General features: G+C 51.2%; 25 protein-coding genes and 2 tRNA genes. 3 read left to right on the top strand and 24 right to left on the bottom strand.

Features of this window, described 5'->3' with window-relative positions; genetic code table 11:
- Positions 1-43 precede the first annotated feature (43 nt).
- On the top strand, positions 44-433 hold the full coding sequence (locus ABC502_RS05890; RefSeq protein ID WP_330086121.1) for a PilZ domain-containing protein: 390 nt from the start codon (positions 44-46) through the stop codon (positions 431-433).
- Here the strand turns inward: ABC502_RS05890 and ABC502_RS05885 are convergent.
- The 19 genes from ABC502_RS05885 to rlmE form a co-directional block, all read right to left on the bottom strand.
- Positions 345-1,634 (bottom strand): hypothetical protein, encoded by a 1,290-nt coding sequence (locus tag ABC502_RS05885; protein ID WP_345915208.1) that lies wholly within the window; start codon positions 1,632-1,634, stop codon positions 345-347. The genes ABC502_RS05890 and ABC502_RS05885 overlap by 89 nt on opposite strands.
- Complete coding sequence (gene nlpI / locus ABC502_RS05880; RefSeq protein WP_345915207.1) at positions 1,621-2,535, bottom strand: lipoprotein NlpI; 915 nt, start codon at positions 2,533-2,535, stop codon at positions 1,621-1,623. The genes ABC502_RS05885 and nlpI overlap by 14 nt, the downstream gene beginning before the upstream one ends.
- A complete protein-coding gene (pnp, locus tag ABC502_RS05875; RefSeq protein WP_345915206.1) occupies positions 2,507-4,630 on the bottom strand; it encodes a polyribonucleotide nucleotidyltransferase in 2,124 nt (707 codons plus the stop codon). The genes nlpI and pnp overlap by 29 nt, the downstream gene beginning before the upstream one ends.
- Before the next feature lie 139 nt (positions 4,631-4,769).
- On the bottom strand, positions 4,770-5,051 hold the full coding sequence (locus ABC502_RS05870; protein ID WP_345915205.1) for a type II toxin-antitoxin system RelE/ParE family toxin: 282 nt from the start codon (positions 5,049-5,051) through the stop codon (positions 4,770-4,772).
- On the bottom strand, positions 5,048-5,314 hold the full coding sequence (locus tag ABC502_RS05865) for a ribbon-helix-helix protein, CopG family (protein WP_345915204.1): 267 nt from the start codon (positions 5,312-5,314) through the stop codon (positions 5,048-5,050). Before ABC502_RS05865 ends, ABC502_RS05870 begins: the two co-directional genes overlap by 4 nt.
- A gap of 180 nt (positions 5,315-5,494) precedes the next feature.
- Positions 5,495-5,764, bottom strand: a complete 270-nt coding sequence (gene rpsO, locus ABC502_RS05860) for a 30S ribosomal protein S15 (RefSeq protein WP_228589725.1) — start codon at positions 5,762-5,764, stop codon at positions 5,495-5,497.
- Positions 5,765-5,873: 109 nt separating this feature from the next.
- Positions 5,874-6,812, bottom strand: coding sequence for a tRNA pseudouridine(55) synthase TruB (truB, locus tag ABC502_RS05855; protein ID WP_345915203.1), 939 nt, complete (start codon positions 6,810-6,812; stop codon positions 5,874-5,876).
- Positions 6,813-7,247: a 30S ribosome-binding factor RbfA gene (gene rbfA / locus ABC502_RS05850; RefSeq protein WP_345915202.1), complete on the bottom strand. Its 435-nt coding sequence runs from the start codon at positions 7,245-7,247 to the stop codon at positions 6,813-6,815.
- A gap of 72 nt (positions 7,248-7,319) precedes the next feature.
- A complete protein-coding gene (gene infB / locus ABC502_RS05845; RefSeq protein WP_345915201.1) occupies positions 7,320-10,001 on the bottom strand; it encodes a translation initiation factor IF-2 in 2,682 nt (893 codons plus the stop codon).
- Between the two features lie 25 nt (positions 10,002-10,026).
- Positions 10,027-11,523: a transcription termination factor NusA gene (gene nusA, locus ABC502_RS05840; protein WP_330086110.1), complete on the bottom strand. Its 1,497-nt coding sequence runs from the start codon at positions 11,521-11,523 to the stop codon at positions 10,027-10,029.
- Between the two features lie 32 nt (positions 11,524-11,555).
- The gene (gene rimP / locus ABC502_RS05835) at positions 11,556-12,011 is read right to left on the bottom strand and encodes a ribosome maturation factor RimP (RefSeq protein WP_330086109.1); all 456 of its coding nucleotides are present in this window, start codon (positions 12,009-12,011) and stop codon (positions 11,556-11,558) included.
- A gap of 274 nt (positions 12,012-12,285) precedes the next feature.
- Positions 12,286-12,362 (bottom strand) — tRNA-Met (locus tag ABC502_RS05830).
- A gap of 84 nt (positions 12,363-12,446) precedes the next feature.
- A tRNA-Leu gene (locus tag ABC502_RS05825) sits at positions 12,447-12,531 on the bottom strand.
- A 13-nt stretch (positions 12,532-12,544) separates the two neighbouring features.
- Positions 12,545-12,871: a preprotein translocase subunit SecG gene (secG, locus tag ABC502_RS05820; protein WP_330086108.1), complete on the bottom strand. Its 327-nt coding sequence runs from the start codon at positions 12,869-12,871 to the stop codon at positions 12,545-12,547.
- 5 nt (positions 12,872-12,876) lie between these two features.
- Complete coding sequence (gene tpiA / locus ABC502_RS05815) at positions 12,877-13,620, bottom strand: triose-phosphate isomerase (RefSeq protein ID WP_345915200.1); 744 nt, start codon at positions 13,618-13,620, stop codon at positions 12,877-12,879.
- A 79-nt stretch (positions 13,621-13,699) separates the two neighbouring features.
- Positions 13,700-15,034, bottom strand: a complete 1,335-nt coding sequence (gene glmM / locus ABC502_RS05810) for a phosphoglucosamine mutase (protein ID WP_345915199.1) — start codon at positions 15,032-15,034, stop codon at positions 13,700-13,702.
- Positions 15,031-15,870 (bottom strand): dihydropteroate synthase, encoded by an 840-nt coding sequence (folP, locus tag ABC502_RS05805; protein ID WP_330086105.1) that lies wholly within the window; start codon positions 15,868-15,870, stop codon positions 15,031-15,033. The genes glmM and folP overlap by 4 nt, the downstream gene beginning before the upstream one ends.
- Before the next feature lie 67 nt (positions 15,871-15,937).
- Positions 15,938-17,866: an ATP-dependent zinc metalloprotease FtsH gene (gene ftsH / locus ABC502_RS05800; protein WP_330086104.1), complete on the bottom strand. Its 1,929-nt coding sequence runs from the start codon at positions 17,864-17,866 to the stop codon at positions 15,938-15,940.
- Between the two features lie 40 nt (positions 17,867-17,906).
- Positions 17,907-18,539 carry a 23S rRNA (uridine(2552)-2'-O)-methyltransferase RlmE gene (rlmE, locus tag ABC502_RS05795; protein WP_330086103.1) on the bottom strand — a complete coding sequence of 211 codons (633 nt, stop codon included), beginning with the start codon at positions 18,537-18,539 and terminating at the stop codon, positions 17,907-17,909.
- Positions 18,540-18,622: 83 nt separating this feature from the next.
- On the opposite strand from rlmE, the gene yhbY reads away from it, so the two are divergent.
- Positions 18,623-18,919: a ribosome assembly RNA-binding protein YhbY gene (yhbY, locus tag ABC502_RS05790; RefSeq protein WP_330086102.1), complete on the top strand. Its 297-nt coding sequence runs from the start codon at positions 18,623-18,625 to the stop codon at positions 18,917-18,919.
- Here the strand turns inward: yhbY and ABC502_RS05785 are convergent.
- The 5 genes from ABC502_RS05785 to dapB form a co-directional block, all read right to left on the bottom strand.
- Complete coding sequence (locus tag ABC502_RS05785) at positions 18,901-19,326, bottom strand: hypothetical protein (RefSeq protein ID WP_345915198.1); 426 nt, start codon at positions 19,324-19,326, stop codon at positions 18,901-18,903. The genes yhbY and ABC502_RS05785 overlap by 19 nt on opposite strands.
- A gap of 134 nt (positions 19,327-19,460) precedes the next feature.
- A complete protein-coding gene (gene greA / locus ABC502_RS05780; RefSeq protein ID WP_330086100.1) occupies positions 19,461-19,934 on the bottom strand; it encodes a transcription elongation factor GreA in 474 nt (157 codons plus the stop codon).
- Complete coding sequence (gene carB / locus ABC502_RS05775) at positions 19,931-23,152, bottom strand: carbamoyl-phosphate synthase large subunit (protein WP_345915197.1); 3,222 nt, start codon at positions 23,150-23,152, stop codon at positions 19,931-19,933. The genes greA and carB overlap by 4 nt, the downstream gene beginning before the upstream one ends.
- 32 nt (positions 23,153-23,184) lie before the next feature.
- Positions 23,185-24,315, bottom strand: a complete 1,131-nt coding sequence (gene carA, locus ABC502_RS05770) for a glutamine-hydrolyzing carbamoyl-phosphate synthase small subunit (protein ID WP_345915196.1) — start codon at positions 24,313-24,315, stop codon at positions 23,185-23,187.
- Positions 24,316-24,569: 254 nt separating this feature from the next.
- On the bottom strand, positions 24,570-25,379 hold the full coding sequence (gene dapB, locus ABC502_RS05765) for a 4-hydroxy-tetrahydrodipicolinate reductase (protein ID WP_345915195.1): 810 nt from the start codon (positions 25,377-25,379) through the stop codon (positions 24,570-24,572).
- Between the two features lie 217 nt (positions 25,380-25,596).
- On the opposite strand from dapB, the gene ABC502_RS05760 reads away from it, so the two are divergent.
- Positions 25,597-26,193, top strand: coding sequence for a tail fiber protein (locus ABC502_RS05760; RefSeq protein ID WP_345915194.1), 597 nt, complete (start codon positions 25,597-25,599; stop codon positions 26,191-26,193).
- The last annotated feature ends 19 nt before the right edge of the window (positions 26,194-26,212 follow it).

The following is a 26,212-nucleotide window of genomic DNA, read 5'->3' as shown; positions in this document are numbered from 1 at the left end:
AATTCAGGCAGTAAAAGAGATGATAATGTGTACTGAACCAGCTATGCTTAACCAAATTCTTTCACGGGGTACTTTGATGGATAACCGCCGCTTTCATCGCATTTCATTTCATGGGCCGGCCAGTGTTAAAACGGCTACTAGCACTTATGCGACTGAGCTGTTGGATCTATCGCTCAAGGGTGCTTTGGTTGCAAGACCAGCAGATTTTCCCAGCGAAACTGACTTGCTGGAGTTACATTTCCCACTGCAAGACAGCGCTCTCTGCATTGTGATGCAGGCCCGGGTAGCGCATCAAACCGAGCAACTACTAGGCCTGCACTGTGAAAAAATCGATCTGGACAGCATCAGTCACTTAAAGCGGCTGGTGCAGTTAAATCTGGGCGATGATCAGTTACTGGAGCGGGAGTTATCGGAGTTAAGCCACGCTGACTAAGCAGCCGGCTGGCATCCGGATAGCCCAACAGTTCTGCTAATTGCATTAAACGCCACCAGTCTGCTTTCCAACCATGCACGCGTGCTTTATAGGCCAGATAATATTGTACCGGCATCAGCAACTCCGGTTGCTTTAATTGTTGCTGCACCAACTGCAGGTAATAATCCGGTAAATCCAGCTGATAAAACTCCATGCTGTTGCTTTCAGCGATTAGCCGGTAGGCCTGATAAGGGCTATGCAAACAAGTGGCTACCGGAGTGAGCACCAAAGGCTCAGGCAACCGGCCCCAGTGTTGTTGGTAGGCAGGTAGTTGCTCCTTTCCTATCAGAATATTCGGATAGATCTGCTCAGGCTGGCAGACTTCAGCTGCCGCTGCCGGCGGTAAAGCGTATTCGTCCATAAAGCGGAAAATGTGTAAAAACTCATGCCGCAGCAACGACAGTTCAGCACGCTCCGGCAACTGAATAATGCCATTGTTGTAGCTGGCCTTGCCACGCCCTGCCAGAATGACCAGTTGCTGCGCCCGGTGATCGCGAATATAGGGGACCAACTGTTGATAATCGCAAGCTATGCGGCTGTCAGAGCTTTCGCTGCAGGCAAGCTCAGTACTGCTCACCAATTGCAGTGCGCTAAAGCAGACCGGTAGCTGCGCCAATTGCGTATCCTGTTGCCAGGCCTGCTGTAAGCTTAACCACTGCTCGGCAGCAGCGGCATTAACGGCAACAGGCTGAATGGTCAACTGACAGCCCAGCTCGGGCTGCCAGCCAGGTTGGTCGGTCAGGCCTTGCTGCTGCCAAAAAGGCCAATCCATGCTTTGTTGCGGCTGTAAGTGCCAAAGCCCAAGTTCCGCCAACTCAAGCCCCTGCTCGCTTAATTGCTGCATTTGCAGTTGCTGCTCCAACCACTGAGCTGTTGCTAATTTTCCTGACTGGCGCTGCCTTAGCATCAAGGCAGGTGTTGCGGCAGCATTTTGCCCCAGTGCCCAGGCATGTTCAAACCAGTGCAATGCTGCATCCAACTCTTGCCGGGCCAAGCGCCGTTGTGCCAGCCGGTAAGCTGCTTCGGCATCCTGATGAGCAGCATCCATCAGTGCTTGTTCCGGGCTGGGCTGTTGTGGCTGGCACCCCAGCAGCAAACCAAGAGCAAAAAAGCCAGCAAGCTGGCTTTTCGATAAACAACGGTTGAGTTTAGAAGAACTCATCTTCCACGCTCAGAGGTTCATCACGCAACCGGGCTAACTCCAGCCGGGCATAGCGATGCTCGAGGAACTCGAACACATTGGTGGCCAGCGACAGCTTAAAGTTATGTATGGCACGCTCGGTATCTCCTTGCATGCTGTGCCATTTGGCCAGATAAAAATAAGCCTCACACAAACGCTCTGCCAGTTGCTTCTGGCTGGTCAGTTCATTGGTGACGCTATACAACAAGTCGGCTTCACTCAGGCGTCCTAAAAAGAAATCCGCTAACTGAGTCCCCCAGTTGTTGTCATTCAGAGTCGCGCGCTGCATAGCCAGCTGCTCTGCCGCTGTAGCAGGATCCAATTCCGACTGAGCCAGAAACAACCAGACTGCCCGGTATGGATCGGTCACATCACGCTGCTGAAACTCTACAAAGTCGTACAAGGACAAATCAATACGGCCGGCGTAGTACAGGGCCAGCGCCCGGTTTAAATAAGCAAATTCGTAACCTGGGTCCAGTTCCAACACAGAGTCAAAAGCCTCATAGGCTTGATCAAAGTTACCGGCCAGGGTGTAGTGAATGCCCATGAAGTTATAAGCACCCGCCAGATCCGGCTGCAACCGTAATGCCCGCATAAAGTCAAAGCGCGCCAGTGATGTCAGGCCAACACTTTCGTACATCACTCCACGATCATAGTGCAATTGCGCCGATTGCTGTTCCGTCAATTCCGCGCGATGCAGAATTTCCGTCAAACGGGCAATGGCCACTTCAGTTCGCTCTGGAACAGGCAAAGGTTCTGGCGTTAACCAGTAGGCAGGAGCATGGCTGTGCTGGGCAGCACAGCCAGTCAGTCCCAGCAGCAAAGCTGCTGCCAGGACACACAGCTGGATAGACTTAGGCATCAGCAGATTCAGCAGGCGCATCTTGCTTGCTTTGTGCTTCTTTGATGCTCAGGCGAACCCGTCCTTGCTTATCCACTTCCAGCACTTTGACCTTGACCTTCTGGCCCAGGGTCAAATGATCCGATACGGTATTCACCCGCTCTTCCGCGATTTGTGAAATGTGGACCAGGCCGTCTTTGCCAGGCAGCACATTAACAAAGGCACCGAAGTCTACGATACGGACTACTTCACCGTCGTAGATCCGCCCCACTTCCAGCTCAGCAGTGATCAGCATGATCTTATCGATCGCAACCTGTGCCTGCTTGCTGTTGGTGGCAGCTACTTTGACCGTGCCGTCGTCTTCGATTTCGATGGTACAGCCAGACTCTTCGGTGATCTGACGGATCACAGCACCACCTTTACCAATCACATCACGGATTTTTTCCGGGTTGATGCTTAAGGTGTAGATACGTGGCGCATGCTCAGATAGCTCTTCACGGTGCGAAGAAATCGCCTGATCCATCACTTGCAGAATGTGCAAACGAGCCGCTTTGGCTTGCTTTAACGCAATTTGCATGATGTCACGGGTAATGCCATCAATTTTAATGTCCATCTGCAGCGCAGTGATGCCTTCGGCAGTACCGGCTACTTTAAAGTCCATATCACCCAGGTGATCTTCGTCACCCAGAATATCGGACAGTACGACAAAGTTATCGCCTTCTTTCACCAGCCCCATGGCAATACCGGCCACAGAGGCTTTGATTGGTACACCGGCATCCATCATCGCCAGTGAAGAGCCACAAACAGACGCCATTGAGCTGGAGCCGTTCGATTCGGTGATTTCAGATACCAGACGAACCGTGTACGGGAACTCATCAAAAGCTGGCATTACCGCTTGCACACCACGCTTAGCCAAACGGCCGTGACCGATTTCGCGACGCTTCGGTGAACCGACCATGCCAGTCTCGCCCACACAGTACGGAGGGAAGTTGTAATGCAGCATGAAGTAGTCTTTTTTCTCGCTCAGCAAGTCATCGACGTTCTGTGCATCTCGGGCGGTACCTAAAGTACAGGTAACCAGCGCCTGAGTTTCACCACGGGTGAAGAGTGAAGAACCGTGGGTACGTGGCAGTACACCGGTCATCACGCTCAGAGCACGTACCATATCCGGCTCACGGCCATCGATGCGCGGCTCACCGGCAATGATGCGGCTACGCACGACCTGGCTTTCCAGGTTATGGAAAATCTCGCCAACTTCGTTTTCATCCAGCGTCTCGCCTTCGGCCAATTGCTCTTTTAAGGTAGCGATCAGCTCTGCTTTGATTTCGCCAACGCGCTCATAGCGTTTGGCTTTTTCAGTGATGCGGTAGGCTTCGCCGACAGCGTCGGCAGACAGGCTGCGGATTTTTTCAATCAACGGCTCGTTCTTCGCCGGAGGTTGCCAATCCCAAACTGGCTTGCCAGCTTCGGCTTTCAGTTCGTTGATGGCAGTGATAGCGACCTGCATTTGCTCATGGCCGTAGACAACAGCGCCCAACATGATGTCTTCCGACAGCAGGTTGGCTTCGGATTCCACCATCAGCACGGCATTGTTGGTACCAGCGACTACAAGGTCCAGCTTGCTTTCTTTCAGCTCTACTTCTGATGGGTTCAGCACGTACTGGTCGTTGATGTAACCAACCCGGGCGGCACCGATAGGGCCAGCAAACGGAATACCAGACAGCGCCAGCGCCGCGGAGGTACCGATCAAAGCCACGATATCCGGCTGGATTTCAGGCTGCACAGAGACCACAGTCGCAATCACCTGAACTTCGTTGGTGAAGCCTTCAGGGAACAGCGGACGAATTGGGCGGTCGATCAGGCGCGATGTCAGGGTTTCACCCTCAGACGGCCGGCCTTCACGCTTGAAGAAACCGCCAGGCACACGGCCGGCAGCGTACATTTTTTCTTGATAATTTACGGTCAGTGGGAAAAAGTCCTGACCTGGTTTTGGTTGTTTTTTACCAACTACAGTGACCAGTACGGTGGTATCACCAATGCTGGCCAAAACAGCTGCGTCGGCCTGACGGGCGATAACGCCGGTTTCTAAAGTACAAGTGTGTTGGCCGAACGGGAAAGATTTAATGATGGGTGTCACGTGGGATTTTCCTTACAATTAACGCCTCATGGCGCATTCTATCTGTTTTCATTTCATTCCTGGCTAGTATACGCGTTCAGCGCGGGAAAAAGAAGCAGTGGGCCAAGGTTTCATCGGATTGACATAATCGGCGGCAGGCTTAGCGGTCGTTTTCAAGCCCATGCCATACCCTTAGCACGATGATCGTGCTTGCATGCAGCGAATAACGCACTATGTACTTGCCAAAAATCATATCGCGGATGTCTGCGGGGACTGGTGCGCTTTGCACCGGAATGCCCATTTTGGGGGCCGTGGGCAGGAGTTCTATTTTAGCCACCAACTCGGCGGCTATGCGATGAGCTGCTGTTGGGTTATGTGCGGCAATAAAGGCCCGCAAGCGTTTTAAATCGTCAATCGCCTCAGCAGAATAAACAAGTCTCACTTGCCCGGCGCATCCAGCTCATTATCCGTGCCCCAACTGCTTAACCAGCGGTGCACTTCACTGGCATCCACCACTTTGCCCTGAGCAACCGATTCCATCGCATCCAGGGTTTGTTGCCAGCGCTGTTGCTCCCGTTGCTGCTTTTCAATGTATTCCGACAGAGCCTGGTTGATCACCCAGCCCTTGCTGCGCTGCAGCTTGTCCGCTATCGCTTCCAGTTGCTGCTCTACATCGGCCTGCAATCGAACTGTTGTCACGCCCATACTCATCACCCTCACACAACAATGTAATACATTGTAGTAAGCTGGGGGTTGGTATGCAATTTAGCGTTCAAAGCAACTGCGCGGTGTAATCAGTGGCAGGAATGGTGGGTAAGCTGTGTGAGTGTTGATTTTCAGGCATAAAAAAAGGGCTGAAATTCAGCCCTTTTCCTCTGCGTTGAATTAACGACGCAGGCCAAGACGCTTGATCAAATCAGCGTAACGGCTTTGATCTTTACCTTTCAGGTAGTCCAGCAATTTACGACGCTGGCTAACCATACGCAGCAGACCGCGGCGTGAGTGGAAATCGTGCTTGTGATCAGCAAAGTGACCTTGCAGGTGGTTGATGTTTGCAGTCAGCAAAGCAACCTGTACTTCTGGTGAACCTGTGTCACCTTCTTTTTGTGCGTAATCCGCAACGATTTTTGCTTTTTCAGCAGCAGTTAAAGCCATGGTGTACTCCAATTCTGAGTGAGTTAATGAATGTATTGCCGCCGATCACTCATTCAGCCAACAATAAAAAGCGGGCGCATTGTACCATGCCGGTACGGCTTTACAAGCTTTATTGCTTGTTGGTACTTAGCAAACGCCGCGGTTTCAGCTCGCCCTGCTCCCGTTTACCAATCCCAAGAAATTGCTGCTTGGCACTGTACAAACGCACGGCTTCGGCATCCGGCAGCTCGCAGCCAAAGCTTTGGCCGTGGGCAATACGGCGCTGCTGCTCGGCGCTTAGCGTTAAGGCTTCCAGGCCATGCAAGGCCGCATCGAGTGGCAGCAGCAGCTGATCCAACGTCGAAAAGTCCCGGCTTTGATGGCACGGCGCTGCCAGGGCTTCCAGCTTGGGCAGTGGCTGCATGGCTTCGGCCTGAAAAGGCCCGACCTGGGTACGGTGCAAGGCACTGACATAAGCGCCGCAGCCTAAGGCTTCGCCCAAATCATCAATCAGGGTGCGAATGTAGGTGCCTTTGCTGCAATGCACTATAAAATCGGCGTCAGTTTGCTCGCTGCTTTGGCGCAGGGCCAACAACTCAAAACGAAAGATGCTGATGGGCCTGGCTTCACGCGGTACCGTGATGCCCTGACGGGCGTACTTGTACAGCGGCTGGCCCTGGTATTTTAGCGCCGAAAACATGGTCGGCACCTGCAGGATATCGCCCCGAAAGGCCTGCATCGCCAGCTCCAGCTGCGGCTGGTTAAACGCCACCGGCCGGGTACTAACCACCTCACCGGCTGCATCGCTGGTATCGGTACGGATGCCAAAGCGGGCGCTGACCAGATAGGTTTTATCGGTATCCAGCAAAAACTGACTAAACTTGGTGGCTTCGCCAAAACAAATGGGTAGTAAGCCACTGGCTAAAGGGTCCAGTGCGCCGGTATGGCCGGCTTTTTGCGCCTGATACAGCCAGCGCACCTTTTGCAAAATACCATTGCTGGTAAATTCCAGCGGCTTGTCTAAAAGCAGAATGCCGTCAACGGCACGGCGTTTGTGTTGCTGTGTCATTTAATCCTGCTTGTCGGACTCGGTCGTGTTATCAGTGTCATGCTCTGCGGTATCATCGGCTGGACGCTTGGCTTCATCGGCGCGACGGGCAGACTCGACCAGCGCGGTCAGACGAATACCTTCATCCAGCGTGCTGTCGTAGTAAAACTGCACCTGAGGCACAATGCGGGTTTGGATCCGCTTGCCTATCAGGCTGCGAATAAAGCCCTTGGCATCGTTTAAGATCTTCAGGTTGTCTTTAACCTTGTCCTGCTCCAGGCCAAGAAAAGTGACGTAAATTTTGGCGTAGGATAAATCGCGCGACACATCCACCTGCGACACCGTAATCATATGATGCAAACGGGGATCTTTAATTTCGCGCTGCAGGATCACAGCCAGCTCTTTTTGCAGCTGCTGCGACAGCCGGTCGACACGGGAAAACTCTTTGTGTGCCATCTTTTTTTCCTTTAAAAAAACAAACACCACCAGAAAGCACAGCCCCTGATGGTGTCTGATTAAGCGGTCGGATTACAGCGTACGTTCGACCTGAACCACCTCAAAGACTTCGATTTGATCGCCTTCGCGGACATCGTTGTAGTTTTTCACACCGATACCACACTCGAAGCCATTACGAACTTCGTTGACGTCGTCTTTAAAGCGGCGCAGTGACTCCAGCTCACCTTCGTAGATCACCACGTTATCACGCAGTACCCGGATAGGGGCATTGCGTTTGATCACGCCTTCACTGACGATACAGCCGGCAATAGCGCCGAACTTCGGTGAACGGAACACATCACGTACCTGTGCCAAACCAATGATTTGCTGTTTGAACTCAGGGGCCAGCATACCAGTCATCGCCTGCTTCACTTCATCCAGCAGCTCATAAATGATGCCGTAGTAACGCAGATCCAGACCTTCATCTTCAACGATACGGCGGGCTGACGCATCCGCACGCACGTTAAAGCCGATAATAATGGCTTGCGAGGCAGCTGCCAGGCTAACGTCGGTCTCAGTAATACCACCCACGCCACTGCCGATGATTTTGATTTTCACTTCATCGGTCGACAGCTTGCTGAGTGATTCGGTGATGGCTTCCACCGAGCCCTGTACATCGGCCTTCAGTACGATGTTCAGTTCAGACACATCGCCTTCCGCCATGTTGGCAAACATATTTTCCAGCTTGGCTTTTTGCTGACGCGCCAGTTTCACATCGCGGAACTTGCCCTGACGGTACAGTGCGACTTCACGGGCTTTACGCTCGTCTTTCACCACGGTGACTTCATCACCGGCCTGCGGTACACCCGACAAGCCAAGGATTTCGACCGGAATGGACGGGCCAGCTTCGCTGACGTTACGGCCATTCTCATCACGCATAGCGCGAACTTTACCGTACTCGAAACCACAAAGTACCACGTCGCCCTGATTCAGCGTGCCTTCCTGCACCAGAATAGAAGCGACCGGACCACGACCTTTATCCAGGCGTGATTCAATCACCACACCACGCGCCAGACCCGCGCGAACGGCGGTCAGTTCCTGAATTTCAGCCAAATCAAGCACCGCATCCAGCAACTGGTCGATACCTGTACCTGCTTTGGCAGACACTGGCACGAACTGGGTATCACCGCCCCACTCTTCCGAGATAACATCGTACTGCGACAATTCGTTGCGCACCCGATCCGGATCGGCTTCTGGCTTATCCATTTTGTTGATGGCAACAATCAAAGGCACCCCAGCTGCCTTGGCATGCTGGATCGCTTCTTTGGTTTGCGGCATGACGCCATCGTCGGCAGCCACGACCAGAATAACGATATCGGTTGCTTTGGCACCACGAGCCCGCATCGAGGTAAAGGCAGCGTGACCTGGGGTATCCAGGAAAGTCACCATACCGCGATCAGTATCCACATGGTAAGCACCGATATGCTGGGTAATACCACCGGCTTCGCCATCGGCGACTTTGGCTTTACGGATGTAATCCAGTAACGAGGTTTTACCGTGGTCAACGTGGCCCATCACGGTCACTACCGGTGCACGTGGCTCCAGCTCACCGGTCTCGCCACGCTCGGACATTACCGCTTCTTCCAGCTCGTTCTCTTTGGTCAGCACGAACTTATGGCCCATTTCCTCACAGACAATGGCCGCAGTTTCCTGATCGATCACCTGATTGATGGTCGCCATAGCGCCCATTTTCATCATCGCCTTGATCACTTCCGTCGCTTTTACCGCCATTTTAGCAGCGAGTTCAGCCACAGTAATGGTTTCACCAATACGGACCTCACGCTCAACCGGCTGAGCTGGCTTGTTAAAGCCGTGCTGCATGCTGGACGGGGTTTTCTTTTTCTTGCTGTGTTTGTTGGCACGGTTGAAGGCTTCACGATCATTCCGATCATCTTTCTTTTTGCCTTTGGCCGGTGCTACTTTTTTCGCAGCAGCACCACGACGGCCAGCCCGCTCTTCGCGTGCATCGACTTCGTCTTCAGCTTGTTTGGCAAATTCGTTGCTGGTCAGGTGATAATCGCCATCTTCAGTACCTTTGGCTTTTTCTTCCTGCTCCCAACGCTCACGATTTTCTTCCGCCAAACGCTTGGCTTCTTCTGCCTGTTTGCGCGCTTCTTCTTCCAGCTTACGCAGAGCCTCCGCTTCTTGCTGTTGCTTCAAGCGCTCAGCTTCTTTCCGTGCTTCTTCACGGGCAGCACGACGGGCTGCTTCTTCAGGATCGTCTTTTTTCTGCTCTTCACGACGCTTGGCTTCAGCAGCTTTACGCTCAGCTTCTTCCTTCGCCCGACGCTCCGCTTCAGCTTTAGCCTTACGCTCTGCTTCCTGACGCTCACGCTCGGCACGTTCGGCGTCGGCCTTGGCCTTTTCTTCAGCCAGTCGTGCCTCTTCCTGTGCTTTTAAAGTGGCCTCATCCAGCATCGGCTTTTTGATGTACGTCTTTTGCTTACGCACTTCCACCGTCACTTCACGATTGCGGCCAGCACCGCCAGGAATACTCAGGGTGCTTTTCTCTTTGCGTTTTAACGTCAGCTTGGATGGCGTTGCAGCCTCCGCACCATGCTGCCGGCTTAAATGTTGCAGCAGGGTACGTTTTTCATCTTCAGTGACCATGGCTCCAGCAGTTTTACTGATACCGGCGTCTGCAAATTGTTGCACTAAGCGATCAACAGTTGTGTTTACATCTGTGGCGAGCTTTTCTATGGTGACATCTGCCATATAGGTTGTTACCTCCGTTGATCCATTAATTTTCTTCGCTGAACCAGACAATATTTCTGGCAGCCATGATCAGCGCCGCAGCCTGATCTTCACTCATTTCGGCTAAATCCAGCAGGTCATCAACGCCCTGCTCGGCCAAATCATCCAATGTCGCCACACCTTTGCTGGCCAGCACATAGGCGGTATGGGTATCCAATCCTTCCAGTGCTAACAGTTGCTCGGATGGCTTAGCACCTTCCAGCGACTCTTCTGAGGCAAGCGCCTGAGTCGTCAGATAGGCTTTAGCGCGATTACGTAGTTCTTCTACAATCTCTTCATCAAAACCATCAATGGACAACAACTCAGAGACCGGAACATAGGCAATTTCTTCCAAGGTGGAGAAACCTTCGTCTACCAGCACAGAGGCAAAATCTTCATCAAGCTCCAGCGTGCTGGTGAAAAGATCCATAACTTTACTGGCTTCTTCCTGATGCTTCTTCTGCATGTCAGCAACCGTCATCACGTTCAATTCCCAACCAGTTAACTGGCTGGCAAGACGGATATTCTGACCATTGCGGCCAATGGCCATCGCAAGGTTGCCTTCCTCGACCGCGATATCCATGGAATGCGCTTCTTCATCTACTACGATGGAGGCAACTTCAGCAGGTGCCATCGCATTGATGACAAACTGGGCATCGTTATCGTCGTACAACACAATATCCACCCGCTCACCGCCCAGCTCACCGGAAACCGCCTGCACGCGTGAACCACGCATACCAACACAGGCACCGACCGGATCGATACGACGGTCATTGGTTTTTACTGCGATTTTAGCGCGTGAACCCGGATCGCGGGCTGCACCACGCAGTTCAATCATTTCTTCACCGATTTCCGGCACTTCAATACGGAACAATTCGATCAGCATTTCCGGGCGGGTACGGCTTAAGAACAGCTGAGCGCCACGGGCCTCCGGCTTTACTTCAAATAACAAAGCGCGTAAACGATCGCCGGTACGGTAAGTTTCACGTGGCAACATGTGCTCACGGGTCAGAATCGCTTCGGCGTTGTTACCAAGGTCGACGATGATGTTGTCGCGGTTGGCTTTTTTCACCACACCGGTTACCAACTCACCCACCTGATCCACATACGCTTCTACCACCTGAGAACGTTCTGCTTCCCGTACTTTTTGTACAATGACCTGTTTAGCCATCTGGGTGGTGATACGGTCGAATACGATGGACTCAATTTGCTCTTCCACGTAGTCGCCTACGTTAAGTTCCGGCTGCTCATACTGTGCTGCCGATAAAGTAATTTCCCGATAAGGATGTTCAATCGGTTGATCATCCGGCACCACTTCCCAGCGGCGGAAGGTGTCAAAAGAGCCGGTTTTACGATCGATGCTAACCCGAACTTCAATATCGCCTTCATTTTTCTTTTTAGTGGCGGCGGCCAGTGCGTATTCCAGCGCTTCGAAAATTTTCTCTCTAGGCACGGACTTTTCATTTGAAACCGCATCAACAACCAATAAAATTTCTTTTGCCATTTTTTTGCTGCCTCTGTTGGACCTGTCTGCAATCAGAACACAGGTACAATATTTGCTTTTTCAATATTATCCATCAGCAAACGAAACTGCTTGCCATCGATTTCCATTACCAACATATCCTGCTCAATCGCCAGCAATTGACCTTTAAACTTACGACGCCCATCCTGCGGGATCGCAAGTTTCACCTCAACCTTACCGCCAACGGCCTTCGCAAAGTGCGCAGGCGTGAATAAAGGCCGATCCAATCCTGGCGACGATACTTCCAGCATGTATTCATGCGAAATAGGATCTTCAACATCCAAAATAGCACCCACTTCACGACTGATGTTGGCACAATGCTCGACGGTTACCCCGTCTGGATGATCAATGTACAAGCGCACGGTGGAATGCTTGCCTGCACGCAACACTTCTATACCAAGCAATTCAAAACCAGCTGCCGACACTGTGGGTGCAAGCAACTCCATTAACTGCTGTTCCTGCTTCGCCAAGAAAACCTCCAGAGCCACTGGCCGGAATCGTCTCCATGCCAGCTACAGGTGTTAAATAAAAAATGGGCGAAACGCCCATTCCACAAACTCAGTTTGCAGATATAAAAACGCCCCGAACAAGCGGGGCGAATTTACTATCCGTAAGCACTGATTTATCGCCAAAATCAATGCTGAATTAATCGTGGCGAGCATCACTACTGACGATCGCTCCACAGTTCGGTGACTGTGAATTGGTCAAATTTAAAATTAGTACAAATTTTAAATTGACGAAATTTGGTTGCGGGAGCCGGATTTGAACCGACGACCTTCGGGTTATGAGCCCGACGAGCTACCAGGCTGCTCCATCCCGCGTCCGTAATTGGCAGCTATTATATCGCTGTGAGGTTAGTATCGCAAGAGCTTCGCCTATTTAAGCCAGCGCTTGCTGATGTTGTTTGGTGCCGAGAGCGGGACTTGAACCCGCACGTCCGAAGACACTACCCCCTCAAGATAGCGTGTCTACCAATTTCACCACCTCGGCAGAAAAACTTGTATTAATTTCCTACTGGAATGTCGCTTTCAGCAGGACGCTGTGGTGCAGAATCGCTCATAGGAATGGACAGGTCTTGCCATGCATCAACCTGACTGCTTTGGCCTGCGGTATAACGACCCAACACAATACTGAGAACGAAGAAAACAACAGCTAAAATAGTAGTCATTTTGGTTAGGAAATTGCCTTTACCAGCAGAACCAAACACCGTAGAAGAAGCGCCTGCACCAAAGGCTGCGCCCATATCAGCGCCTTTGCCATGTTGGATCAGGATCAAGCCGATCAACGACAATGCCACCAACAAATACAACACCATAAAGACTTCAAACATATTCGTTAACCTTTTGCGCTTTGGCAAATCTGGAAAAATTCTTCAGCATTCAGGCTGGCACCACCGACCAAACCGCCATCAATGTCTTGCTGAGCAAACAGCTCTGCAGCATTTTTACCGTTAACGCTGCCACCATACAAAATGCGGACAGCTGCTGCCGCTTTGGCATCATAAGTCGCTAGCTGCTGACGGATACTGGCATGTGCCTGCTGCGCCTGCTCTGGGCTTGCTGCCTCGCCCGTACCTATAGCCCAAACCGGCTCATAAGCAATCACCGATTTGGCGATGAATTCGGGATGCGAAGCATACACTGCAGCCAGTTGTTTCGCAAGCACTTGCTCGGTTTTTTCTTGCTGACGCTGCTGCAGGTTTTCACCAATACAAAACACTGGAGTTAAACCATGGCCAATGGCAGCTTGCATCTTAGCAGCCAGCAGCTCATCACTTTCACCAAATAGCGTACGGCGCTCGGAGTGGCCTATCAATACGTATTGGGCACCGGCCTCCATAAGCAGGGAAGCACTCAGCTCTCCGGTATAAGCGCCGGATGAAAACTGGCTAATATTTTGGGCTCCGATCAGACACTGCCCAGTAGCAGCTAGCCCTGGCAATAAAGTCGCTGGAGGACAGAGCAATACATCTATTTTGGACCAGTTGGTGGATGCCAATAGCGCGGTAATCTCTGCTAGCAGAGCTTGACTGCCATTCATTTTCCAATTGGCGGCGACCAGTGGCTTACGGTGTGTCATGCCTGTTCCTTGTAATTGCTGCGGGCTGATAGTACCCAATGCCCGCTGCTATCTCAAGTTTCCTGTCGAATTTGCCGCTTTAACTGGCTATTTTTACTGCATCGGCGATGGTTCGGGCATAGAGTTCAACCTCGGTTAACACTTCCCCCTCCACCATCACCCGGATTAAAGGCTCAGTACCAGACTTACGAATCAGCACCCGGCCTTTGCTGCCAAGCTTAGCCTCTACATCGAGGATAGCTTGCTTAACGTTTTGTTTTTCCAACGGGGCAGTCCCCTTTTCAAACTTCACATTAACCAGGACTTGGGGCAGTTTTGTCATGCCCTGACTGATCTCAGCTAAGCTCTGCCGCTCCTGGATCATGGCTGTCAGCACCTGCAAGGACGCAATAATGCCATCTCCGGTACAGGTATGATCGAGATTCAACACATGGCCAGAATTCTCTCCGCCAATACGCCAATCGTGCTCGCGCAGCAACTCCATCACATAACGGTCGCCGACCTTGCTGCGTAAGAATGGAATATCCAACTCTGCCAAGGCCAGTTCAAGGCCCATATTGCTCATCAGGGTGCCGACCACCCCCCCATGCAGACGATTCTGGCGTTGGGCGGCACGGGCAATAATGTACACAATCTCATCGCCATCAATCACACGACCATGCTGATCCACCATCATAACCCGATCCCCATCACCATCGTAAGCGATACCCAGATCAGCCTTTAGCTCAACCACCTTTTCCTGCAACGGCAAAGTATGAGTTGCCCCACAATCTGCGTTGATGTTCAAACCATCCGGGCTGGCACCAATGACAGTGACCTCCGCCCCCAGCTCCCGAAAGACATTGGGTGCGATATGGTAGGTGGCGCCATGCGCGCAATCGAGCACCAAACGAAAACCTTTCAACGACATATGGTTGGGCAGATGACTCTTGCAAAATTCGATATAGCGGCCAGCGGCGTCATCCACCCGCACAGCTTTACCAAGCTGTTCAGACGACACACACACCATCGGTTGCTCAAGCTCATTTTCAATGGCCAGTTCTACCTCATCCGGTAATTTGGTACCATCGGCAGAGAAAAACTTAATGCCATTGTCATAATAGGGGTTGTGTGACGCGCTGATCACTATGCCAGCTTCGGCCCGGAAGGTTCGGGTTAAATAAGCTACAGCAGGAGTTGGCATTGGACCAAGCAAGCGAACATCAATACCGGCAGCTACCAAACCTGCCTCCAGTGCCGTTTCCAACAGATAACCGGAAATACGGGTATCTTTACCGATTAATACTTTGCGGGTACCGCTTTTCGATAGCACTCGGCCAGCGGCCCAACCAAGCTTCATTGCAAATTCCGGGGTGATAGGGAAATCACCGACTTTGCCGCGAACACCATCGGTACCAAAATATTTTCTGCTCATTGTTCTACTCCATGCAGGGTGGCATTGACCACAGCCAATGCGTCCACGGTTGCTTTGACGTCATGCACCCGGATTATCTGGGCTCCTTTCATGGCGGCTATTGTGGCACAGGCCAGACTACCTGCCAATCGCTCAGCTACTGGTTGATCCAACAAATGACCAATCATGGACTTGCGTGACATCCCCACCAATACAGGCAATTGCAATGCCTGCCATTGCTCCAGTTGTTGCAGCAATTGATAATTTTGTGCCAGTGTTTTACCAAAACCAAAGCCAGGGTCCAGCAGCAGTTGCTGACGTGCTATGCCAGCCGCTACGCAGCTTGCTATCCGCTGTTGCATGAAATCCAGTACATCAGCTGTCACATCCTGGTAGGCAGGCTGCTGCTGCATCGTTTTCGGTTGTCCCAACATATGCATCAAGCAAACCGGTACTCCAGTTGCCGCCGCTGCCGCTAAGGCACCATCACCCCGTAGCGCATAAACATCATTAATCATATCGGCACCAGCCTGAACCGCAGCTGACATGACGCTAGCTTTGCTGGTATCAATGGATATCACACAATCAAAACGGCTGCGGATCCCCTCAATAACTGGCAGCACTCGATCCAGCTCCAGTTGCAACGACACGGGCTCCGAGCCTGGCCGGGTGGATTCACCACCAATATCCAGAATCACGGCCCCTTGTTGCAGCATTTGCTCGGCTTGGTACAGCGCGTTATCCAGCCGTTCAAAATGGCCACCATCGGAAAAAGAATCTGGGGTGACATTTAAAATACCCATCACTTTGGGATGCGATAAATCGAGCTTACGCTGACGGGGTAAAATTAATTGCATGGCAAAGTCTCAGGTTAATCAGCCAGAAAAAAACCCGGCAAGCCGGGTTTTTTCAATCATTGAACTATCAGTGCAGCTTACCCTCAGATGGTTCAGCGCTCGGGCCAACTGCCTCTTCCGCATCTGAGTCATCGCTGGAGCTGCCTTTACCGCCTTTATCTCGTGGCTCCCAGTTTTCCGGGTCACGTACTGGCCGACGCTCCATCAAATCATCAATCTGACGGGCATCAATGGTTTCGTACTTCATGAGCGCATCTTTCATCGAATGCAGAATATCCATATTGTCTTTGATCAGATTCAATGCACGCTCATAATTGCGATCGATGAAGCTGCGAATTTCAGCATCAATGGTTTTTACCGTTTCTTCAGACATATGCTTGTTCTTGCTAACAGAGCGGCCTAGGAAAACCTCCCCATCTTCATCAGCATACAGCAAAGGTCCCAGCTTCTCTGAGAAGCCCCATTGCGTGACCATTTTCCGCGCCAGATCAGTGGCACGTTCGATGTCGTTCGATGCGCCTGTGGTCACCATTTCAGAGCCGTAAATCACATCTTCGGCGATACGCCCACCAAACAGGGAGCTGATCATGCTTTCCAACTGCTGTTTGCTGTAGCTGACCCGATCACGCTCCGGTAAGTACATAGTGACACCCAGCGCACGGCCTCGCGGAATAATACTGACCTTGTACACCGGATCATGCTCTGGTACCAGACGACCGACAATGGCATGGCCAGCTTCATGGTAAGCTGTCATTTCTTTGTCTTTTTCGGTCATCACCATGGAGCGACGCTCTGCACCCATCATGATTTTGTCTTTGGCTTTTTCAAACTCGTCCATCGATACCGTACGGCGGTTACCACGAGCAGCAAATAAAGCAGCTTCATTCACCAGGTTCGCCAGATCAGCACCAGAGAAGCCAGGAGTTCCACGGGCAATGACCGAAGCATCGACATCTTCGCCCAGAGGTACTTTGCGCATATGCACTTTCAGAATTTGCTCACGCCCTTTTACATCTGGTAAGCCGACAACGACCTGACGATCAAAACGGCCTGGACGCAGTAAGGCTGGGTCCAACACATCTGGACGGTTGGTGGCAGCAATCACAATAATGCCTTCATTGCCATCAAAGCCATCCATTTCAACCAGCATCTGGTTTAAGGTCTGCTCACGCTCATCATGACCACCGCCTAAGCCGGCACCACGTTGACGGCCGACGGCATCAATTTCATCGATGAAAATAATGCAAGGCGCTGCCTTCTTGGCCTGTTCAAACATATCCCGCACACGGGAAGCACCAACACCAACGAACATTTCAACAAAGTCAGAACCAGAAATGGTGAAAAATGGAACCTTGGCTTCACCAGCAATCGCCTTAGCCAGTAAGGTTTTACCAGTTCCTGGCGGGCCCACCATCAGAATACCAGTCGGGATTTTACCACCCAGCTTCTGGAAACGGGACGGATCGCGCAGGTAATCCACCAGCTCAGTCACTTCTTCTTTGGCTTCATCACAACCAGCCACATCCTTGAAGGTGGTTTTGATCTGATCTTCGCCCATCAACTTGGCTTTGCTCTTACCAAAAGACATCGCACCCTTACCGCCACCACCTTGCATTTGGCGCATAAAGAATATCCAGACGCCAATTAACAACAGCATTGGGAACCAGGAAATAAAAATGGTGCCGAGTAAACTGCCTTCTTCCGGTGGAGTGCCAACAATGCGGACGTCGTGTTTGTAAAGATCGTCTATCAGTTTGCTGTCATAACCGCCAGGGATCACCGTATCAAAACGATCACCATTGCGATTCACACCGCTGATAACGCCAGAGCGCTCAATCTTAACTTCACGAACTTGCCGTTGCTCAACCTGCTTTAGGAACTGATCGTAACTGGTCATACGCTCGGTACTATCTCCAGGACCAAAGCTATTGAAAATCGACATCAAGACGACGGCGATCACCAGCCAGACGATAAGATTTTTAGCCATATCACTCAAGGTTGTAACCTCTTTCTTGCCGTTAAATTAAATCAGGCCACTACTGCGACTTGAAACCTGTTGCCACTATGTAGGCTTCACGGGAGCGGGAGCGCGAGGAATCCGGCTTTCGTGATTTTACTGTGGTAAATGCTTGTCGGACCGCTTTCAAATAGTCTTCAAAACCTTCACCATGAAATACTTTGACCACAAAACTACCATTTTGCTTCAATACCTGATGACACATATCGAGCGCCAGTTCGACCAGGTAAATTGCCCTTGCCTGATCGGTTGCCAGATTGCCACTCATATTGGGTGCCATATCCGATAATACCACATCTACGTTACGACCTTCGATTCGGCTCAGTAATGCTTGTAGAACAGCATCCTCACGGAAGTCACCCTGTAAAAATGATACGCCAGGTAACGGATCCATCGGAAGTATATCACAAGCTATCACCCGGCCCGAACCCTGCACTAATTTTGCTGCCATTTGTGACCAGCTGCCTGGTGCGGAGCCTAAGTCTACCACTGTCATACCGGGTTTGATCAGTCTGTCTTGCTGCTGGATTTCTTCCAGTTTAAAAGCGGCCCGGGAACGTAAGCCCTGCTTCTGCGCTTTTTGCACAAAATGATCATCAAAATGCTCTTTCAACCAGCGGGTTGAGCTGGCTGAGCGCTTTTTTCGCGTCATCTTACTACTCTGAAATGGCTATGACCTTTAGATGGCGGTACAATAGCATGAATTCAAGATTAAATTGTGGAAATCGTATCAAGATGGCACTAAGCAATAAGCAAAAACAATTTTTAAAATCCAAAGCACACGACCTCAAGCCTGTTGTACTGCTTGGCAGCAATGGTTTGACAGAGGGTGTGCTGGCAGAAATCGACCAGGCATTAGAGCATCACGAATTGCTGAAGGTGAAAGTTCCTGGCGAAGATCGTGAGCAGAAAGTACTGGTGATGGATGCCATTATCCGTGAGACCAAGGCAGAAAAAGTTCAGGTGATTGGCAAAACTCTGGTGTTGTTTCGACCAGCAAAGGAGCCAAAAATTCAGCTGCCCAAAGCCTGAGACTCTTCCTGTTCAAGAAAACCAGCTCGCGTCAGGATAACGCGGGCTTCCGCTTTGTCAGCAACAATAGCTCGCTGATAATCCGCAGGCTTGGGGACATCGGTGGCCTTGGTAAATTGCCAGCGAAACAACGGATGCTCTGGTAATAGCACCACCCCAAACTTCAACTGATGTTGAAAGCACCAGCTTGAGTTGTCTTGCAAGGTTGCAAAAACATTAGCCGGACAAGCCTGCCAGCGGGTACCATCCAATATCATGGCCCATGGGGCCCCATCAAAAGTGCCCACCATCTCCCGCAACTGCTTGATGTAATCCTCGACCGTCCGAGTAGTCCAGGTATCCCAGGCCGTTAACCAGAGGGTATTGCTCTCTCTGACCAGCTCAAACTTGATTTTTCCTGAATGCATCAAACAACCTCATCACTTGGTAATGCAACTACTGTAATAGATACGCGGTCACTATCAGGTCTGACCCTGTGCCGTCGTGCGACCAAAGTGCAAAAAAAAGCGGCCGAAGCCGCTTTTCAGTTGTGCAGGATCAATTAAAGGTACTGCACATCGGTAATTTCAAACTCAACCATGCCTTTAGGTGTGTTGATGGTGACCACATCGTCCTGTTCTTTGCCAATCAGGCCACGGGCGATGGGTGAATTGACCGAGATAAGATTCTTTTTAATATCGGCTTCATCATCACCTACAATGCGATAGCTCACTTCTTCCTCGGTATCGAGGTTTAAGATCGTGACGGTGGCACCAAAAATTACCTTGCCATTGTTTGGCATGCTACTGACATCAATAATCTGAGCATTGCCAAGCTTGCCTTCGATATCTTGGATACGCCCTTCACAGAAACTTTGGGCTTCACGGGCCGCATGGTATTCAGCATTCTCTTTCAAATCGCCATGTTCACGCGCATCGGCAATGGCTTGAATAATCTGCGGCCGTTTCACCGATTTCAGTTCATTCAGTTCAGTACGCAGCATTTCTGCGCCCTGAACCGTCATTGGTATTTTCATCCGTTTACTCTCTTATGCAGCTCCTGCACCGAAGCTACCCGCTCAAAGGCACTGGCAGCACTGGCTTTACACGTTGCAAAAGCAGCATTTAATGTGGTTGTGTAATTGGCTTTATGCTGCAAGGCTCCACGACGCAATACTCTGGAGTCTTCAATCGCCTGGCGGCCTTCGGTAGTATTGACAATGTAGCTGTACTCACCGTTTTTAATTCTATCCAGAATATGCGGCCGGCCTTCCAGCACCTTGTTGACCACCCTGCACTCAACGCCTGCCTGTTGTAATGTGGCAGCAGTGCCCTTGGTAGCATCCAGCTCAAAACCTAGTGCCAACATATGTTTGGCTAGCTCAATCACCCGCACTTTATCGCTGTTACGGACCGAAAGTAAAGCACGGCCTCCGGTTGGGATCAAGGTACCACAGCCCAGCTCGGCCTTGGCAAAAGCTTCTTCAAAAGTATCGCCAACCCCCATCACTTCTCCGGTGGAGCGCATTTCAGGACCAAGAATAGGATCCACGCCTGGGAATTTGTTAAACGGGATCACCACTTCTTTTACAGAGAAGTAAGGCGGGATTATTTCAGTGGTCACACCCTGATCAGCCAGGCTACGGCCGGCCATGCAGCGAGCACCAACCATGGCTACCTGTACCCCAGTCGCTTTCGAAACAAAAGGCACAGTCCTGGCAGCACGCGGGTTTACTTCAATCAAATAAACTTCGCCATCTTTTACTGCAAACTGAGTATTCATCAAGCCAACCACGCCAAGCTCCAGTGCCAATTTACGCACTTGCTCTCGCATCACATCCTGAATGTCCGCGGATAAACTGTGAGGAGGTAAACTGCAGGCCGAGTCACCGGAGTGCACGCCCGCCTGTTCAATATGCTCCATAATGCCGCCAATCACCACCTCTTTACCATCGCAGATGGCATCGATATCGACTTCAATGGCATCATCAAGGAAGTTATCCAGCAATACCGGCGCTTCATTGGAGACACTGACAGCGTCAGTCATGTAACGCTTTAAATCGGTCTCATCATAGACGATTTCCATCGCCCGGCCACCCAGTACATAGGAAGGACGCACTACCATAGGGAAACCAATATCACCGGCTTTCAGCAACGCCTCTTCCAGGCTGGTTACTGTGGCATTTTTCGGTTGCTTCAGGCCAAGACGCTCTACCGCTTGCTGGAAGCGCTCGCGGTCTTCCGCCCGGTCAATCGCATCCGGCGAGGTGCCGATAATAGGCACGCCGGCAGCTTCCAGTGCCCGCGCCAGCTTTAATGGCGTTTGACCGCCATACTGCACAATCACCCCTTTCGGTTGTTCTTTGGCAACAATTTCCAGCACATCTTCCAGGGTAATTGGCTCGAAATACAACCGATCAGAGGTATCGTAATCGGTAGACACGGTTTCCGGGTTGCAGTTCACCATAATGGTTTCGAAGCCGTCTTCGCGCAGTGCCAAGGCCGCATGCACACAGCAATAGTCAAACTCAATACCCTGACCAATCCGATTCGGGCCACCACCTAAAATCATGATCTTATCGCGATTAGATGGCGCAGCCTCACACTCTTCATCGTAGCTGCTGTACATGTAAGCTGTGTTCGAAGCAAACTCAGCGGCACAGGTATCCACCCTTTTGTAGACCGGGTGCAAACCATAACCATGGCGCTTTTTGCGCACTTCATTTTCACTGACACCCAGCAGCTCGGCGATGCGCTTATCGGCAAAACCTTTGCGCTTGTATCGACGCAGGCTGGCTTCATCGAGGCCGGAGAAACCAGCATCGTGGATTGCCTGCTCTTCGCGCACCAAATCTTCAATTTGTACCAGGAACCAGGGGTCTACCTTGGTCAGCTCAAAAATTTCTTGCTGGCTCATGCCCATCCGAAACGCATCAGCAATGTACCAGATGCGGTGTGCGCCTGGTTCTTTCAGCTCACGCACAATGCGCTCTTTCGCATCGGCAGCCGTTAGATCCTGGATTGGATCCAGCCCGGAGACACCAATTTCCAGGCCACGTAAGGCTTTTTGCAGTGACTCTTGCTGGTTGCGGCCAATGGCCATTACTTCACCCACCGATTTCATCTGGGTAGTTAAGCGATCATTGGCACCAGCAAATTTTTCAAAATTAAAACGCGGTACCTTGGTCACTACGTAATCAATGCTGGGTTCAAATGACGCCGGCGTGATGCCACCGGTAATTTCATTGGCCAGTTCATCCAGGGTATAGCCAACCGCCAGTTTGGCAGCCACTTTGGCGATAGGGAAACCTGTGGCTTTGGAAGCCAAAGCTGAGGAACGTGAAACCCGCGGGTTCATCTCAATAATGACCATACGGCCATCTTCCGGATTGATACCAAACTGCACATTGGAGCCGCCGGTTTCTACACCAATCTCACGTAACACAGCCAAGGAGGCATTGCGCATCAGTTGGTATTCTTTATCGGTCAGGGTTTGTGCAGGGGCAACGGTAATAGAGTCGCCGGTATGCACGCCCATAGGATCAAAGTTTTCAATCGAGCAGACAATGATGCAGTTATCGTTTTTATCGCGCACCACTTCCATTTCATACTCTTTCCAACCAATCAGTGACTCGTCAATCAGCAGTTCTTTGGTGGGCGACAAATCCAGACCACGGGTACAGATTTCTTCAAACTCTTCACGATTGTATGCGATACCACCGCCAGAGCCACCCATGGTGAAGGACGGGCGGATAATGCATGGGAAGCCAATGTCTTCCAACACGGCATAAGCTTCTTCCATCGAGTGCGCCATGCCAGCGCGCGGGCATTCCAGACCAATGGCACGCATCGCTTTGTCAAAGCGGCTGCGGTCTTCCGCTTTGTCGATGGCATCGGCGGTCGCCCCAATCATTTCGACCTTGTATTTTTCAAGAACACCATGACGCTCCAAATCCAGCGCACAGTTTAGTGCTGTTTGCCCGCCCATGGTGGGTAACACCGCACAAGGCCGTTCTTTTTCAATGATTTTTTCCACCACCTGCCAGTGAATCGGCTCGATGTAGGTGGCATCGGCCATCTCAGGATCCGTCATGATGGTGGCAGGGTTGGAGTTCACCAGAATAACCCGGTAGCCTTCTTCGCGCAGGGCTTTACAGGCCTGGGCACCCGAGTAGTCAAATTCACAGGCCTGGCCAATGACAATAGGGCCGGCACCAAGGATAAGAATGCTTTTTAAATCAGTACGTTTTGGCATAATTTACTCTGTCTTTCCTCGCTAGCCTGAAATTAGTGCTGACGCTGACGCATCAGATCGATAAAGTGATCGAACAACTCGGCCGCATCGTGTGGCCCCGGGCTCGCTTCCGGGTGCCCCTGAAAACTGAACGCTGGCTTGTCAGTGCGGTGAATGCCTTGCAAGCTGCCATCAAACAAGGATTTATGGGTTGCCCGTAAATTGGCTGGCATGCCGTCCTCTTCCACCGCAAATCCATGGTTCTGCGCCGTGATCATCACTTTGTTGTTATCGAGGTTTTGTACCGGGTGGTTACCGCCATGGTGACCAAATTTCATTTTGGTGGTTTTAGCACCACTGGCTAATGCCAACAACTGGTGACCAAGACAGATGCCAAAAATAGGCAGATCGGTCGCCAGCAATGCTTTGATGGCGTGAATGGCGTAGTCGCAAGGCGCTGGATCGCCAGGGCCATTCGATAAGAAAATGCCATCCGGATTCAGCGCCAGCACCTCGCTGGCCGGTGTCTGCGCAGGCACCACCGTCAAACGACAGCCTCGGTCAACCAACATCCGCAAAATATTGCGTTTTACACCGTAATCGTAAGCCACTACATGAAAGGGGGTCGATTCCGGTTTGACAAAACCTTTGCCCAGTTGCCAACTGCCTTCAGTCCAACTGTAGGGCTCGGCGACTGTGACTTCTTTGGCCAGGTCCATGCCTTTAAGGCCAGGGAAGGCCTTTGCCTGAGCCAGGGCTTGCGCGGTATCCAGTTCAACACCCGCCATCAGGCAACCATTTAAAGCACCTTTTTCACGTAAAATACGGGTGAGCTTGCGGGTATCGATATCGGCAATACCTAGAATACCACGCTGTTTTAAATAATCGGAGAGTGATGTCTGATTGCGGAAGTTGCTGGCTAACAGCGGGAGGTCACGAATAATCAGGCCTTTGGCCCAGATCCGGCTGGATTCTTCATCTTCATCATTGGTGCCGGTGTTGCCAATGTGCGGGTTGGTCAAAGTGACCATTTGTTCAGCATAGGAGGGATCGGTTAAGATCTCCTGATACCCGGTCATCGAGGTATTGAATACCACCTCTCCGACTGAAACTCCTTCGGCACCGATGGCCGTACCATGAAATACAGTGCCATCTTCTAAAACCAGCAAGGCAGACGTCGTCAAAATAACCTCCAAACAGCAAAAAACGGGCTTAAACCTGTTCGTTCAACACCCGTTTTTAATCCAAAGCAACTAGCAGCCCAAAACAGAATAAATATGCTAATTAACTGCATACCTACCCCACATTGAGAGACTCTCAATTCGCCCAGGCAAATTCTCGATATTTTATGTCAACTTGGCTGATACGTCTAATGCTTTTTTGAAGTTTGTGGAAAACAATCACTTTCAGTGCTTTTTAGTAACTAAACAGCAAAAACTTAATTCAACTCTGCCAATCCAAGCACTTGTTGCATGGAATAAAATCCAGGCTGTTTATTTTGCAACCAGACGGCAGCCCTGATAGCACCTTGTGCGAAGGTGGTTCGGCTACTTGCTTTGTGAGTTATTTCTAATCTTTCGCCTAAATCAGCAAAGAGTGCAGTATGATCGCCAATTATGTCGCCACCACGAACCGTAGCAAAACCTATGGTGTTGTGCTCCCTTTCGCCAGTCATGCCTTCCCGGCCATAGACAGCGCAGTCTGCGAGATCGCGCCCAAGCGTTTTTGCAATGCTGGCACCAATGGCCATGGCCGTGCCGGACGGCGCATCTTTTTTAAAACGATGGTGTGCTTCAATGATTTCGATATCTGCCGTTTGCCCCATCACTTTGGCAGCGGTTTGCACCAGATGCAGCAATAAATTAACCCCCACACTCATATTGGGTGCCCAGACAACCGGGATCTGCGCGCTGGCCTGCTGCACGCGCTGATATTGCCCATCAGTCAGGCCGGTAACCCCAATCACCATCGGTTTTTTGGCTGCAACGGCCAGGGACAGATGCTCCAGCATCGGCTCCGGCATAGTGAAGTCTACCCAAACATCGGCACTTTGCACCGCTTCGGCAGAAGTAGCCACCAGCGGCAAACCAAAGCGGCCACAACCGGCTAGTTCACCGGCATCCTGTCCCAACCAACTGGATCCAGCCCGCACTGTAGCCGCAGCTAAATCCAACTGCTGCTCATGACAGACCTGCACCAAAGCACGCCCCATCCGGCCGTTGGCACCAAAAATTCCTATTTTTGCCATTGTGTTTTCTACCCATTGAATCATCGCGCAATATTAGAACAGAAGTAAGCCCAACTTTGAAGCAATAACACGGTCCACCAAGCAGCAGCCCCCATTGTTGTGCTGAAAAAATATTTATCAGAGATTTATCAGGTTTATTTTTTTCACTTGGTCTATGACTAATTTTATAACCTGCCAAATTGTGTTGCAGAGTTTTACCACGACTAAGGAGTCATTCATGATTGAAGCCTATTTGGGTGAAATACGGATGTTTGCTGGTAACTATGCCCCTGAAGGCTGGGCTTTTTGTGCCGGCCAGGAGCTTGCTATCAGTAGCAATACCGCGCTTTTTTCAATTTTAGGCACCTCTTATGGTGGTAATGGCACCACGACATTCAAACTTCCTAACTTGCAAGGACGCGTGCCCATTAGTGCCGGCCAAAGCCCTGGTTTTAGTCATTTTCAGGTCGGCCAAAGCGGGGGCCAAGAGCAGCAGAGCCTAACACCAGCACAGATGCCTCCACACAGCCACGCCATTGATTTGCATGCAACCGCAGCCGTTACCATAGCACAGCAAGCATCCAGTGAAGCTGCCAATGCCAGTACGCCGGGTGAAACTGTGGTGCCGGCCAAAATAATGTCTGGATTTAATGCGACCAATGCTTACAGCAATACACCCAACACCACTTTAAAGCCTATGAGCGGTAATGCCACTGTCGAGTTGAAAGGCAGCAGTGGCAACGCAGGCGCAGGAGCCCCTGTCAGCCTGATGCAACCTTATACGGCAGTGAGTTTTATTATTGCACTGCAGGGGATTTACCCAAGCCGTAGCTAGCCAACAGGTAGTGCCTTAC

It is taken from the genome of Alkalimonas sp. NCh-2 (genome assembly GCF_039631345.1).
Lineage (GTDB): Bacteria > Pseudomonadota > Gammaproteobacteria > Enterobacterales > Alteromonadaceae > Alkalimonas > Alkalimonas mucilaginosa.
This window is presented reverse-complemented; position numbering and strand designations above follow the sequence as displayed.

Bases quoted from the DNA above. Each gene is read 5' to 3' on its own strand.
- ABC502_RS05785 (WP_345915198.1), bottom strand. From the start codon at position 19,326: ATGCATTCAGGAAAAATCAAGTTTGAGCTGGTCAGAGAGAGCAATACC.
- yhbY (WP_330086102.1), top strand. From the start codon at position 18,623: ATGGCACTAAGCAATAAGCAAAAACAATTTTTAAAATCCAAAGCACAC.
- tpiA (WP_345915200.1), bottom strand. From the start codon at position 13,620: ATGACACACCGTAAGCCACTGGTCGCCGCCAATTGGAAAATGAATGGC.
- glmM (WP_345915199.1), bottom strand. From the start codon at position 15,034: ATGAGCAGAAAATATTTTGGTACCGATGGTGTTCGCGGCAAAGTCGGT.
- ABC502_RS05890 (WP_330086121.1), top strand. From the start codon at position 44: ATGCTTAACCAAATTCTTTCACGGGGTACTTTGATGGATAACCGCCGC.
- greA (WP_330086100.1), bottom strand. From the start codon at position 19,934: ATGAAAATACCAATGACGGTTCAGGGCGCAGAAATGCTGCGTACTGAA.
- folP (WP_330086105.1), bottom strand. From the start codon at position 15,870: ATGCAATTAATTTTACCCCGTCAGCGTAAGCTCGATTTATCGCATCCC.
- ABC502_RS05760 (WP_345915194.1), top strand. From the start codon at position 25,597: ATGATTGAAGCCTATTTGGGTGAAATACGGATGTTTGCTGGTAACTAT.
- ABC502_RS05865 (WP_345915204.1), bottom strand. From the start codon at position 5,314: ATGGGCGTGACAACAGTTCGATTGCAGGCCGATGTAGAGCAGCAACTG.
- ABC502_RS05885 (WP_345915208.1), bottom strand. From the start codon at position 1,634: ATGAGTTCTTCTAAACTCAACCGTTGTTTATCGAAAAGCCAGCTTGCT.
- dapB (WP_345915195.1), bottom strand. From the start codon at position 25,379: ATGGCAAAAATAGGAATTTTTGGTGCCAACGGCCGGATGGGGCGTGCT.
- rlmE (WP_330086103.1), bottom strand. From the start codon at position 18,539: ATGACGCGAAAAAAGCGCTCAGCCAGCTCAACCCGCTGGTTGAAAGAG.
- infB (WP_345915201.1), bottom strand. From the start codon at position 10,001: ATGGCAGATGTCACCATAGAAAAGCTCGCCACAGATGTAAACACAACT.
- rbfA (WP_345915202.1), bottom strand. From the start codon at position 7,247: ATGGCACACAAAGAGTTTTCCCGTGTCGACCGGCTGTCGCAGCAGCTG.
- nusA (WP_330086110.1), bottom strand. From the start codon at position 11,523: ATGGCAAAAGAAATTTTATTGGTTGTTGATGCGGTTTCAAATGAAAAG.
- nlpI (WP_345915207.1), bottom strand. From the start codon at position 2,535: ATGCGCCTGCTGAATCTGCTGATGCCTAAGTCTATCCAGCTGTGTGTC.
- truB (WP_345915203.1), bottom strand. From the start codon at position 6,812: ATGACACAGCAACACAAACGCCGTGCCGTTGACGGCATTCTGCTTTTA.
- rpsO (WP_228589725.1), bottom strand. From the start codon at position 5,764: ATGGCTTTAACTGCTGCTGAAAAAGCAAAAATCGTTGCGGATTACGCA.
- carB (WP_345915197.1), bottom strand. From the start codon at position 23,152: ATGCCAAAACGTACTGATTTAAAAAGCATTCTTATCCTTGGTGCCGGC.
- secG (WP_330086108.1), bottom strand. From the start codon at position 12,871: ATGTTTGAAGTCTTTATGGTGTTGTATTTGTTGGTGGCATTGTCGTTG.